Origin of the sequence: Bradyrhizobium agreste, assembly GCF_016031625.1 — a bacterium.
In the GTDB taxonomy this organism is placed as follows: Bacteria; Pseudomonadota; Alphaproteobacteria; order Rhizobiales; family Xanthobacteraceae; genus Bradyrhizobium; species Bradyrhizobium agreste.
The window spans coordinates 104,873-117,951 of sequence record NZ_JACCHP010000006.1 but is presented as its reverse complement, the minus strand read 5'-3'; the positions used below and the strand labels follow the sequence as shown (position 1 = coordinate 117,951).

Sequence of the window (13,079 nt, the reverse complement as noted above, 5' to 3'; positions counted from 1 at the left end):
GAGGAAAGCGACACCATTGAGTGAAACGTTTGACAAAGTCGCCATGAGAACTCTGCAAGCGGTCAGTCGGATACGGTGTATCAATGTCGAATGAATCGATAGGAATTGGTGTTATCGGATACGGATATTGGGGTCCGAACCTGGTCCGAAATTTTGCTGACAGCGGGTCGTCGCACATTGTTGCGGTTAGCGATCTCGATGCGGCTAAACTGACCCTCAGTAAACGTCGCCACCCCGAGATAGAAACAACATGCAGCTTCAGAGACCTTCTGCAAAATCCCCGGATAGATGCTGTTGCAATCGCAACGCCGGTCCATACGCATTTTGATTTGGCCCTCGCCGCGCTAAATGCGGGAAAACATGTATTCGTGGAGAAGCCGCTCGCTCCCACATCCGAACAGGTGCATCGCCTGATCGAGGAGGCAAACAGGCGAAACCTCACGCTCATGGTCGACCATACGTTTCTCTACACGTCAGCAGTACAGAAGATACGTGAATTACTGCTCCAAGACGCGCTTGGTGACATTTACTACTACGACAGCACACGCTCCAGCCTCGGCCTGTTCCAGAGCGATGTGAATGTCATCTGGGACCTGGCGGTCCATGACATCTCGATCATCCAATATCTCCTCGAGGAAGATCCGGTAGCGGTGTCGGCCACGGGTTCATGTCATGTGGCCGGCTCGCCCGAAAACATGGCCCATATTACTCTCTTCTTCGAGAGTAAATGCGTCGCTCATGTAAGCGTCAACTGGCTCTCACCCATCAAAGTGCGGCAGACCTTTGTAGGTGGAAGCAAGAAGATGATCGTCTACGACGATCTCGAGGCGACCGAGAAAATCAAGGTCTACGACAAAGGGATCGTCCTGAATGGATCGCCCGAGGATGCCCATCAGTTCCGGATTGGCTATCGGGCAGGCGACATGTGGGCGCCGCACATCTCCGCAAGGGAGGCTCTGCAGACCGAGGTCGAGCACTTCATTCATTGTATGCGCACTGGCGCCGTTCCACTCTCCAGCGGCATGTCGGGCCTCCGGGTGATCGAGATCCTTGAAGCAGCCTCCCGCTCTATCGCCGAGCATGGCAAACCCGTCGCGTTGAAGCCGCCCCGAAGGATGCCGGAACGTGCAAAGGTCCTCGCCTGATCTCTCGACCACCTTCCGTGCTGGTCCGTCCAACACAATGCGGGAATGCTTGCCCTCAGTACACCGTTCCATCGTCCTTTCCGCCCTCGATCGCTACGCGAACTTTGCGCTGTTCTTTGTCGCCACCGCGGTTCTCTCCCGCTTGCTGACCCCGCAGGAATTCGGACTCTATGCGATCGCAAATGCCCTTACCGCGGTAATAGCCGCTTCCTTTCAGGAGTTTGGGGGCGCCAACTATCTGATACAAAAGCGTGACCTGTCTCATGCAAGCCTGCGCACAGCGTTTACTGTCACGCTAGCGGTTTCCTCCCTGATCGGCGTCACGATGTTTGCCGGCGCCGGCGCCCTATCCCGGCTCTTCGAGCAGGACAGCTTAAGGCGTGGTCTCGAGGTTTCGGCACTGAATTTCTTGCTCTTGCCCGTATCCGGAACGGTATCGGCCTTGTTTCGCCGCGACATGGAGTTCGGCAAGCTCGCACTCTGCAATCTCGCAGGGGGTTGCTCGGGCTCCATCGCGTCAATGGCGCTGGCAATGTGGGGTTTCAGCTACATGGCGCCAATTTGGGGTAGCGTCGTCGGCAACCTGATCCTGGCGGTATTGCTATTGAGTTGCCGACCGGATCGCAGCTGGTTTCGCCTGTCTCTGGCAGAGTATCGTGACGTCATTGGTTTTGGTCTCTATTCCAGCGGGGTCGCTGTCATCAACGTCTTCTATAATCTTGCGCCCCAATTGTTCTTAGCGAAGATCCTCGACGTTGCGTCGGTCGGTTTGTACAGCCGAGCGATCAACATCACGCAGGTATTCGACAAGGTGGTCGTGCAGGTTTTGAACCCCGTTATTATGCCGGCGATCGTCGCGCAAACCAAAGGCAGAGCGGATCTGAGGCAGGTATATCTCGAGGCCATTGAATTGCTTTCCGCAGTGCAATGGCCCTTCCTGATTTCCGTTGCAATTGTAGCGCAACCGCTCATTCTGATCTGGCTTGGCCCGACCTGGCTGGAGATCGTTCCGCTGGTGCGTCTTCTTTGCATCGCGAATTTGTTTTTGTTTGCTGCTTGCCTGAGCTATCCGGTGCTCGTGGCCGTCGGAAGTATCCGAGACGCACTGTCTTCGTCATTAATTTCGCTACCGCCTTCTCTTCTCGTCATCCTGTGCGCCTCCTTTTTCGGCGTGCAGGCCGTCGCAGCGTCCGCGCTGCTGACGCTGCCGTTCCAAGCGGTGGTGGTAATGTATTTTATCGGGCAGCACATTGCTGTGGGACCGCGAGATCTTGCGCGAGGTCTGATCAAGAGCGGCGTCGTCACGGCCATCACCGGCTCCGGCGTGGCGAGTTGCGCTGCGCTGATTCAGGCCGGGATTGCCACACCGCTTGCGGGTTTGATCGCAGCATTTGTTGCTGCTCCGCTCTGCTGGTGGCTCGGGCTCCTGCTCACCGCACATCCGCTGCTACGTCGAATTCAGGATGCGGCGAGTGGTCTTGCCGTCGTCGCGCCGCGGCATCATGCACGGCGTTCGTGAGAGTCCGCAGTGTTTGATCGCATCAAGAGAGGTTGAAGATGGCCATAACAAAGGACGTGCAGCTCGGCCATGATGTCCGGATTTTGCATCCGGACCTCGTCAATCTCTATGGATGTTCGGTCGGCGACGAGACCAGGATCGGGACATTCGTCGAAATCCAGCGCGGAGCAATCATCGGTGCGCGTTGTAAGATATCTTCGCACAGTTTCATCTGCGAGGGCGTGACTATTGAAGACGAGGTGTTCATCGGACATGGCGTCATGTTCACGAACGACAAATATCCGAGCGCAACCACAATCGATGGCCGCCCACAGGGAAGCTCCGATTGGACATTGCAGAGGACGCTTGTCGGCAAGGGGGCCTCGCTCGGCTCGAACGCCACAATCCTCTGCGGCGTGACGATCGGTGCCGGGGCGACTGTTGGCGCCGGGGCGGTAGTAACGAAGGACGTTCCACGGGGGAGAGTGGTCGTCGGAGTGCCTGCCCGGCTCCTCACAACGGCGGTAAAAAGATAAGAAATCCTTTAATTGTGACGGGCGCTTCATTCATTTTTAATTGTTGAATAAAATGCAGAATTAAATATATATTAAACCTTCATAACGCATTCAGCGGAAAGGCTCCGTCTTGATACCCTTTCTGGATTTGAAAGCCCAATATGGACAGATCAAGCCCGAGATCGACGCCGCAATAGCGCGCGCCATTGGAACTGCGCAGTTTGTGCTCGGGCCAGAGGTGGCTGCTTTCGAGGAACGTTTTGCGGACTACTGCAGGGTCGCTCATTGCCGATCGGTAAACAGCGGTACTTCGGCGCTTCATCTCGCACTGCTCGCAGCCGGCATCGGGCCGGGTGATGAAGTCATCACGGTCTCGATGACGTTCGTTGCGACGACGGCTGCCATTCTCTACTGCGGCGCAAGACCAGTTTTCGTTGATGTCGATCCTGTTACATGGACAATAGATCCGGCATTGATCGAGGCTGCGATCACGCCGAGAACAAAGGCACTCCTGCCGGTTCATCTTCACGGGCTCATGGCGGACATGGATCCGATCATGTCAATCGCTCGCCGGCATGGCCTCGTTGTCATCGAGGACGCCGCGCAAGCGCATGGCGCGGAATACAAGGGACGGCGCGCAGGCTCGATCGGCGATCTGGGATGTTTCAGCTTCTATCCCGGAAAAAATCTCGGCGCGTTCGGCGAAGGCGGGGCTGTCGTGACGGCGCAGCCGGAGCTGGCGCGTCGAGTCTCGCTGCTGCGGGACTGGGGCCAGGAGACCAAGTACAATCATGTTATCCCTGGATACAACTATCGCATGGACGGGATTCAGGGAGCGGTACTGAATGTCAAGATGAACTATATCGAAGCTTGGACAGAAGCACGCCGATCAATAGCTGCGGAATACGCTCAGTTACTGTCCGCCTGTTCATTCGGTCGGCCTCAGCCACCCTGGCATAGTCGCCATGTCTACCATGTTTATGCGGTCACGCTGTCGCACCGTGGTGACGCGCAGAGCGCATTGCAAGACGTCGGCATCGGCACCGCGATTCATTACCCTATTCCGGTTCATTTGCAGAAGGCATACGCGGAACTCGGCTACGGTCCCGGCGATCTTCCCGTGACCGAGAAACTTGCAAAGGAGTTCCTCTCGCTCCCTATCTATCCGGAGTTGTTGCCTGAGCAGGTGGTCGACGTCATTTCCAAGCTCAAGCAGGTAAAGCCGCTGGCATTCGCGGAACTGACTGACGGGAACGAGGTGCACATTCGGGCAAGGCCCAGCAACAGGAGGGCGTCTTGATCGATCTCAAGGGCAAACGCATTCTGGTCACTGGCGGAGCCGGCTTTATCGGCTCCCATATCACAGACCTGCTGTGCGACGAAGGTTGTATCGAAATCGTCGCGCTCGATAACATGGTGCGAGGACGACCAGAAAATCTTCGGCGAGCATTGAAACGGGGTCCGGTGCGGCTGGTTCATGGCGACATTCGCGATTCCAAGTTGATGGGAGCGTTGGTCAAAGCTGCCGATATAGTGTTTCACCAGGCCGCGCTGCGCATTACGCACTGCGCCGCCGAGCCCCGCTCGGCCAAGGAAGTCATGGTGGATGCAGTGTTCGACCTGCTTGAGCTCTGCGTCAAACACGATGTTGAGAAGGTGATCGCCGCGTCTTCCGCATCTGTGTACGGCATGGCGGAGGAGTTTCCGACGACCGAGCGGCAAAACCCCTATGAAAACCGGACCCTTTATGGTGCCGCAAAGGCCTTCAATGAAGGCCTGCTTCGCTGTTACAACGACATGTACGGCCTTGATTACGTGGCATTACGGTACTTCAACGTCTATGGCAGCCGGATGGACATCCACGGACGCTACACCGAGGTGTTGATCCGCTGGATGGAGCGGATGGAAGCCGGTCTGCCACCGATCATCTTTGGCGATGGGCAGCAGACGATGGACTTCGTGCACGTGTCCGACGTGGCCCGTGCGAATATATTGGCGGCTCGGGCTAAAGTGACCGACGAAGTGTTCAACATCGGTAGCGGATCCGAAACCAGCCTTGAACAGCTCGCGCGAGCCCTCGCTTCTGTCATGGGCCACCACGAAATGGCGCCAGAGTTCGTGCCGGAACGCTCGATCAATCCGGTGCCGCGAAGGCTCGCCTCGACAGGGAAAGCGGAACGTCTGTTAGGTTTCCGCTCCAACATCTCGCTCGAGCGGGGACTGATGGACCTTGTGAAATGGTGGCGCGCCGAACGCGAACTCACTGCCGTCGGCCAAGGACAAGCGGCTGCGTCATGATTCCGATCGCGATGCCGCTGCTCGCCGATGAAGAGGCCGATGCGGCACGGGCAGCCGTCCTGTCCGGCTGGATCTCGCAAGGCTCTGAGGTGGCCGCCTTCGAGCAGGAATTCGCTGCCCTCGTGGATGCTCCCTTTGCATGTGCTGTATCAAGTTGCACGACAGCATTGCAGGTTGCGCTGGCGGCGCTGGGCATCGGACCCGGCGACGAGGTCATCACTGCAAGCCATTCGTTCATTGCAACGGCAAACTCCATTAAGTACCAGGGCGCGACACCTGTCTTTGTGGACATAGATCCTGACACCTACAACATCGATCCTGATCGGGTCCTGGAAGCGATTACGCCGCGAACGCGAGCGATCATCGCAGTTCATCAAATGGGTATGCCCTGCAATCTGGCGGCGCTAGTCGCGTTGGCGGATCGTCACGGAGTCGCGCTGATCGAGGACGCTGCCTGCGCCGCCGGCAGCCGGATCCAGGTCAATGGGACCTGGGAGCGGATCGGCAAACCGCACGGACGCGTGGCATGTTTTTCGTTTCATCCTCGCAAGGTGATTACGACCGGCGAAGGCGGGATGATCACCACTGCTGATCCAGAGCTGGACCGCAAGTTCCGGCTACTTCGCCAACACGGCATGAGTGTTCCCGACACGGTTCGGCATGGCTCGCCGCGGGTCATTTTCGAGGACTATCTCGTCGTCGGATACAATTACCGGATGACCGACATCCAGGCTGCGGTCGGGCGCAAGCAGCTCGAGCGCCTTCCGGAACTAGTGGCGCGGCGTCGCGCCGTTGCTGCTAGATACGCTGAGTTGCTCGGGAATCTGGAAGGACTACGCCTGCCAGCGGAGCCCGAGTGGGCCAGGTCCAATTGGCAGAGCTATTGCGTGTGCCTCCCGGATCGCGTCGACCAGCGCTCGGTCATGCAAAATCTGCTCGACATAGAGATCGCGACTCGCCGCGGCATCATGTGCTCCCATCGCGAGCCGCCGTACGTCAAGATGAGGCATCGCCACGAGCTTCGCCATTCCGAACTCGCGCAGGATCATTCAATCCTGCTGCCGATTTACGCGCAAATGTCTCAAGAGAACGTTGCGTTCGTGGCTAACGCGGTTCGCAATGAAATCAACCGATGAGAGACACTTCTTTCAGCGTTGTGGTCCCCTGCTACAACTATGCGCGCTATCTCCAAGGGTGCGTTGAAAGTATTCTTCGCCAGGGGGTCACAGTACAGGTGATCGTCATCGACGATGGCTCGACCGACGACACCCCCACGGTGGGCGGCTGGCTGGCCGAGGATCCGCGAGTGACATTTCTTCGCCACGAAAGCAATCAAGGTCACATCAAGACGTATAATGAGGGGCTAGCGCTTGCTGCCGGCGACTACACCGCTCTGGTATCCGCCGACGATCTGCTCACGCCTGGCGCCTTGAAGCGAGCCCAGGCGGTCTTCGACAGTCGTCCAGAAGTCGGCATGGTCTATGGACACGCGCTGTACTTCCAATCAAATGACAAATTGCCGAAGGCCCGGATCGGTGAACCGCGTGTCGATATTTGGGATGGCATGGATTGGATTGCGCAACGTTGCAAGACCGCGACTTCATCCATCTCCTCGCCCGAGGTAGTGGTCCGTACAGCTCTACAAAGGCAGCTCGGGGGTTATTGCGCCGATCTTCCTCATACAGGTGATCTGGAGATGTGGCTGCGCTTTGCCGCACATTCCCGCATCGCCTATTTGGCCCGGGTGGACCAAGCCTACTACCGCAGACACACTGGCAGTATGCAGGAAACCAGGTTCAAGTCCCTGCTTGCCGATCTTGTGCAGCGCAGAGCCGCGTTTGAAACGTTCTTTCATGCGCATGGACATAAGCTCGAAGACGCAGAGCGGCTTCTAGAAATGACCCGACGAGCTCTCGCCAAAGAGGCGCTGTGGGCCGCGTGCTGGTCCTATGATCGCCGCCGCATCGATCGAATTTGCGTCGATGATCTTGCGAACTTCGCCAATGAAACGTATTCAGCCGCTCGTTCTCTGCCCGAGTACCGCGGGCTACGATGGCGTCGACGTTTGGGTCCTCGCTGGCCACCGATCCTGCAGCCGATCCTACCCGGCGGCTATATTCACTGGATACGACGAAAGATATGGTGGCGACGTCAGCGCTTACGAGGCGTGTAGCACTGGAGCTTGCTTTTGTTTCCATGCTACTCGCGCGGAAGCGCTAGCGCGGGGGCTTCTCGTTCGGTGAAAGTCAAATCATCGTAAAGTTTCCTTCCGACCGGCGCTTCTGCCTGTCTCGGATCGCCACTTCCTAGCTAACCGCGGCAATTGCCATACGATCGGGGGAACAAACGGTTTCACGACATCAAGGACGCGTCGTCGACGGATTTCATTCGGACGCATCTTGAAGATTGTGGTATGTTCAGCCGATTTCTCTTCTTCGGGACGACCATTCGTATAGTAATATAAGGCTATAGAACGTCGGTATTTTCCCTTGGGACTTGTCAACGGATCAGGATGGCCGTGAAACGCCGTGTCTGTGGTTGTAAAGATGACAACGCGGTTCGCGATCGGCAGATATGCTTTCTCCTTTGTCTTGACATCCTTGTCCCAGAGTTCGAGGGCCCCGCCCCAGTCTTCCTGCCAATCGTGGTTTAAGTACAGCAGCAGGTTAAGTCGACGATCCAGTCTGAGCTTCTTGTGCGTGTTGAAATCCGCGTGGATCGCAAGACGGCCTCCTCGCGGAATCATATGCAAACCGCCTCCCGAGAGATACGGATCTGGTATCAGGCCGTCGATCCCCGTGAGATGTTCAAGAAACTCGACGAAGATGCGCGAATTCAGGGCATTTATGAATTGCTGGATGTAGGGAGGGAAATCCTCCAGGCGATCGAGACCAAGCTTTTGCTCCTCATAGGTTCCTGCATCGAGAAACCTCCGGTCCCAAGATGCGTCAAATTCGCCGGGATAGCTCGCGACTATCTTCTTAATGATATGGTCGTCGAAGAAATCGTCGATACCGATGTGTGGGAAAGGTCGATTGCTGGAGTATTGCCGGGCCCATATTGCCCGATGCTGCGCCATCTTGCTCAGGGGGAGAAACTCTCTGACGCCGAAATGCTCCGTGCCGATGGATACGCGTTGGGGCGAATCGAACATTGCCTTGCTCCTCGCACTGCTTCGTTTCGGATAATCCGCCAAACCAGCATTGAATTATCCAGAGAACAATTAAATCTGCACGGTTTCCTTATGTCCCCGCGGCGCCGAGCTTGCCGATTGTTGCAGCGAATGCCGAATGCTCCTTTCGACGGTGCGACCGGCTTCCTCCCAGGAAACTGAGGACACGCTGTCGGACGCAGAAGCCGCGAGCCCTGCCAAATCCGGCGTTGCTACGATGGCGCCCAACGCATCGGCCAGGGCGTGTGGCGTTGGGCGCGCATACGATACAAAGCGGTTGTCGAGGACGATACGGTTATGCTCGGCGTCGTTAACCACCGGGATGCACCCTGCCGAGAGCATCTCGTGAGGGACAAGCGAAACATTGGTCATCGACAGGCTCAATCCTGCCAGGCAATGATTATAAATCCTGTTGAGTTCGTTCGGTCGCAACAGCCCGTGATCCACGAAGGCGAAGGGAAGCCTTCCGATGCGCTTGCCATAGAGGTGGATCGTGATGTGCGGATGGCGCTCGGCGAAGAGTTGGAGTGCCATAACCCCGAGTTCGAATGCCCGCCGCGGTGCTTCAGGTCTAGCATAGAATACGATACCGTCTCTCTTACCCTCCCCCTTCAGAAGGTGGTAGGCACGGTCGCAGCCGAAATCAAACGCATCCGCGGTCATCCCATATTCAGCGCTTAGCTTCGCGGCAAGGAAGCGCCCTGCAGTGATCGCATGGAATCCCATCCGGTAAGTTTGCTCAGCAAGTTCGCTCCGCGCACTCAAGGGATGAAACCACGGCTCGAAATCCTGCACGAGATAAAAGCGCTTCCCGACACACGGATCGCGGTAGGCAGGATATGCAGTCGGCCAGGCCGTTGCGACCACAGCGTGAGCATCGGCCATGCCACGAATGGCGTCATTGATTTCTCCGGCGAACCCAGGAAACAGTTTCCTTGTACGCGCGCCGTAGTAGTCAGCGTCTCCCCCGTAAACATCGTAGAGATAAACACGACAAATATGTCCAGAACGTTCGAGATGCTCGATCAGGCGGAACATGGTCGTATGGCCGCCGGAGCCTGCGGAAGGCGGCACAATGATCCAGTTTATCACCATCTGACCTTTTCCGCTCAAGGGCAGCGATGACCAGCATCGGGGCACCCTTGTATCAACAGCTAGGACATCAGCCGGCCGCACATCCAGAGGCTCGACGAAAGGTGCTAGCCGACTAGCAAGAGCGCGGCGCAACCAGTTTCCAACTCCTTGACGTCCATGCTCTGCAAAGAGACGTCGAGCTTGGCGATACCGACGGGTCACCTCTACACGCGGTTGTTCGAACGCGTTAGACATTAGACTGCGAAAGTCTGTATCGGAATGTTGCATGGTCGATCCAATTGCCTGCTAGGTTTTGGCTTCCTGGCAAACGCGTCGGCTTGCCATTTCGACCGATAGTTCTCGGAGCGACGCTCGAATCCCGATGCACAGTCCCCAGAACGTCAACATGTAATTCCAAAAATGAACCGTAAGCCCGGTGAACATGAACATCAGGATTACAAGAGTAAATGCGTGGCGCATTCGATCCATGTAGATGTCATCGGCATTGTTGCCCGGCCGCCGTTTGCTTGGAAGCAACGCCGCCATATTGGTCAAAAAGAACAGAACGAGCATCGGGATACCAAATCGCAACGAGTAAAGCAGCCATATCGCATCGACGCTTCCATCTATGATGTTGTTGTTGAACGTTTCATAGGCATAACCGGTTATCGGAGACAGAACGACATAACTCCACCCTACCTCCCAAATCAGCATGCGGAAGTATCCAGTCTGGGGATCCAGCGTGAGATGGGAAATGATCCAGCCTAATGGATTCTGCGCGACTACAAAGAATGCAGAGCCCAGCGCAGCGACAATGGCCCAAAGGATGCTCCATCGCCACGAATATCGCATCATCAGCCGATCATAGCTGAAAGCAGCGAGGACAACTGCAAAGGCCATCAACGCGGCCGAAGAACCCGACAACACGCATCCCAGAGAACAGAGAGCTGCGGCTAAGGTCCGCCCGAGCAGATCCTTCTCCCAATACAGAAACACCGGGGCGGTTAGAGCGCAAAACACACCAAATGCAATTGCGTGGTCAAATGTCGATGCGGCTCTCACCATGCCGTTTCTGTATCCTGCCGCAGGCCATTCCGCTGCGTGTACCATGGCAGCAACTGTTTCATGCACGATCAAGCGGCCGGAAATGCTGTCCACCACTGCCAGGACAATTGCGATAGTCGCAAAGATCTTCAGAACCCGAATGAAGACATCCAACGCGGGACGCCCGAAGATGTAGGCGCGCGCTATCAAATAGCCTCCGATAAAGTCGAGGGCATCCCCGCCGGCCGAAGACAAAGCGTTGGTGCCTACCGAGGCCAGACTCGCGAGGATCATCCAAGCGGCGGCCGCGACGGCGAGGAAATCGCACAGCAGAATACGGCGGTCTCTCTGGAGCAATGCGAATAGGGCCGGGATAAGGAGCAAGACTGCCGCTACCCGCCCTGCAGTAAATCTCGCCCCGGGCGCGAGGGTGATCTGCACCTCGGAGGGCAGCAGGATACCTGCCAGCGCGACAACGGCAACCAGAAGCCTGGCGCGTCGTATGGGTACTGGACCGGACCGTCCATTAGGGATCGCTCGAGCTCGGTGATGTATTTGTTGCCGAGTAGTCAGCTCCACACCGAACGTGTTACTCGCATCAACCATTGCAAATTACCTGACGCGCCCCTCACATCTCCGTCGATTATACCCGCAATTCGGTTGAATTAAATAATTTTTAATATATAAAAATAAATTCCTCTCAACCAACTGAGCGGTGAATTTGTCGAAACGTCCATTTTCCGGAAGCTCGCTCTCCCGCGAGGGCAAGGGCATTAGGGCTGGGGTGGCAATTCAGGCCAGTCTTGCCGGGCGGCAAACATCGCAGACGTGCGGCTGCAATATTCGTCGCAAGTCATCGCGCTTGGGGGAACCGGTAACGGCTCGAACAGAGCCGGCCCCGTTGTGCAGGGTTCGAGGCTCGAACCTGCAGGTCTTAATGACCTGAAACTTCGTGCCCAGTTTGAGCAGATGCTCCAGAGGTGTCAAATGTCGTGCTTTGGCGTTCGATTAGCCCGCCGGCAGAGCAGCGCTGGTGGCGGCGCAAAGGCCGCAGCCGCTGCGGCGACGATTTTCACGCTCACCTCCGCCGCGATCGGAGAAGCACCCGCCCCGTCGCACACCGTGGCATTCTTTCCCACTCCATCGACGACCGGCGTACCTCCCGGTTGGACTCCAGTGGCTACCTACACCGAGACTCTGCGCGTCACGGAGCGTGGCTCCGTAGTTGAGGATGTGCGCCTCGTCAACGCCGATCTCGTCATCGACGCAGACAACGTGACGGTCCGGAGGGTCGAGATCCAGGGCGGGCACATCTTGAACGATGCCACCGGCGGTCGGTGCCGCAACGGACTTCTGCTGGAGGACGTATCGATTGTACGAGCACCGGGTCAGATTACGACTGACAAGGACCCGCCCGCGATGGGTACGGGTGGATATACAGCGCGCCGAGTTAAGATCGAGGACCTGCCGGAAGGTTTTCGCGTCGGCGGACGGAGCCATGGCTGCACAGCCGTTAGAATCGAGGACAGCTACGCCAAAATCGTTTCTCCGGAGATATGTCGGGACTGGCACGGCGATGCGGTGCAGGGCTACGATGGGCCGCCGTTGATGATCCGCAATGTAACGCTCCATCTGGCGGAAGTTGATACCTGCGGTGGCACCGCTCCATTTTTCTACCCGCACTCGCAGGGCAATGAATCCGTCGATATTGATAAACTGCTTGTTCGAGGTGGCGGGTTCCCCTTTCGCCTGGGGATGCCCGGCTCGGTGCTCGGCCTGCGCATTGTTCATGGCTCATGGGGATATGGCCCGATTGATGTGAAGTGCTCGGTCGTTCGCGGATGGGAAGCAATGATCGTGACCATCGACTCCGCTAATCAGCCGACAAGGGACGTGCGTGCGCAGCCCTGTAACACCGAAGGAGGCAAGTGAGACCGGTTGCCCCGGCGGCTTTTGCGCCGCAGCATAATTCTGATGACTCTCCTAGAGCCGCACATTTTGCCCGCATTCATCTGTCTGCTCCGCCCACATCAAACGTGCTCGGGGCTTCCTAAAGAAGGCCCACGTCGCCTCACCCAACGAATACGAAAATGCGTTGATCTAAACCATTTTAATATGTAGATTTAAATCGTCGCGATTTAATATGCATGATGACATTCAATTGAAATCAATGGATCAGCGTTGAGCGACGGGATTCCCGTTTGGGTGAGCGGCATCAGCCCGGCACCCCGCGAAGCTCGGTAGTTAGGTGAGGAGACGGCGCTAGTGAGGAGTGGAAATACACACATCAAACGGTCTGCAAAAATTGCAGTTAGCCTGCTCTACTTCATAGG

General features: G+C 56.8%; 11 protein-coding genes. 8 read left to right on the top strand and 3 right to left on the bottom strand.

The genetic code is table 11. The features are described 5' to 3' along the window. Window positions 1–83: 83 nt before the first annotated feature. The 7 genes from HZZ13_RS10795 (at window position 84) to HZZ13_RS10765 (ending at window position 7,629) form a co-directional block, all read left to right on the top strand. Window positions 84–1,145 (top strand): Gfo/Idh/MocA family protein, encoded by a 1,062-nt coding sequence (locus HZZ13_RS10795; protein ID WP_197959590.1) that lies wholly within the window; start codon window positions 84–86, stop codon window positions 1,143–1,145. Between the two features lie 49 nt (window positions 1,146–1,194). Next, entirely contained in the window at window positions 1,195–2,664 is a 1,470-nt protein-coding gene (locus HZZ13_RS10790) for an oligosaccharide flippase family protein (RefSeq protein WP_246504375.1), read from the top strand. Between the two features lie 38 nt (window positions 2,665–2,702). Beyond that, window positions 2,703–3,179, top strand: coding sequence for an acyltransferase (locus HZZ13_RS10785; protein WP_197959589.1), 477 nt, complete (start codon window positions 2,703–2,705; stop codon window positions 3,177–3,179). Between the two features lie 109 nt (window positions 3,180–3,288). Beyond that, window positions 3,289–4,458: a DegT/DnrJ/EryC1/StrS family aminotransferase gene (locus HZZ13_RS10780; protein ID WP_197959588.1), complete on the top strand. Its 1,170-nt coding sequence runs from the start codon at window positions 3,289–3,291 to the stop codon at window positions 4,456–4,458. Then, window positions 4,455–5,456, top strand: coding sequence for an NAD-dependent epimerase/dehydratase family protein (locus HZZ13_RS10775; RefSeq protein WP_197959587.1), 1,002 nt, complete (start codon window positions 4,455–4,457; stop codon window positions 5,454–5,456). The genes HZZ13_RS10780 and HZZ13_RS10775 overlap by 4 nt, the downstream gene beginning before the upstream one ends. After that, entirely contained in the window at window positions 5,453–6,592 is a 1,140-nt protein-coding gene (locus HZZ13_RS10770) for a DegT/DnrJ/EryC1/StrS family aminotransferase (protein ID WP_197959586.1), read from the top strand. The genes HZZ13_RS10775 and HZZ13_RS10770 overlap by 4 nt, the downstream gene beginning before the upstream one ends. Beyond that, on the top strand, window positions 6,589–7,629 hold the full coding sequence (locus HZZ13_RS10765; RefSeq protein ID WP_197959585.1) for a glycosyltransferase: 1,041 nt from the start codon (window positions 6,589–6,591) through the stop codon (window positions 7,627–7,629). Before HZZ13_RS10770 ends, HZZ13_RS10765 begins: the two co-directional genes overlap by 4 nt. A 78-nt stretch (window positions 7,630–7,707) precedes the next feature. Here the strand turns inward: HZZ13_RS10765 and HZZ13_RS10760 are convergent, their stop codons facing one another. From HZZ13_RS10760 to HZZ13_RS10750, 3 genes are all read right to left on the bottom strand, one after another. Further along, window positions 7,708–8,610, bottom strand: a complete 903-nt coding sequence (locus tag HZZ13_RS10760) for a 2OG-Fe(II) oxygenase (RefSeq protein ID WP_197959584.1) — start codon at window positions 8,608–8,610, stop codon at window positions 7,708–7,710. Window positions 8,611–8,679: 69 nt separating this feature from the next. Then, window positions 8,680–9,723 carry a rhamnosyltransferase WsaF family glycosyltransferase gene (locus HZZ13_RS10755; protein ID WP_246504374.1) on the bottom strand — a complete coding sequence of 348 codons (1,044 nt, stop codon included), beginning with the start codon at window positions 9,721–9,723 and terminating at the stop codon, window positions 8,680–8,682. A 285-nt stretch (window positions 9,724–10,008) separates the two neighbouring features. Continuing rightward, window positions 10,009–11,352 (bottom strand): O-antigen ligase family protein, encoded by a 1,344-nt coding sequence (locus tag HZZ13_RS10750; RefSeq protein ID WP_197959583.1) that lies wholly within the window; start codon window positions 11,350–11,352, stop codon window positions 10,009–10,011. A 570-nt stretch (window positions 11,353–11,922) separates the two neighbouring features. On the opposite strand from HZZ13_RS10750, the gene HZZ13_RS10745 reads away from it, so the two are divergent. Continuing rightward, window positions 11,923–12,678 (top strand): hypothetical protein, encoded by a 756-nt coding sequence (locus HZZ13_RS10745; protein WP_197959582.1) that lies wholly within the window; start codon window positions 11,923–11,925, stop codon window positions 12,676–12,678. The last annotated feature ends 401 nt before the right edge of the window (window positions 12,679–13,079 follow it).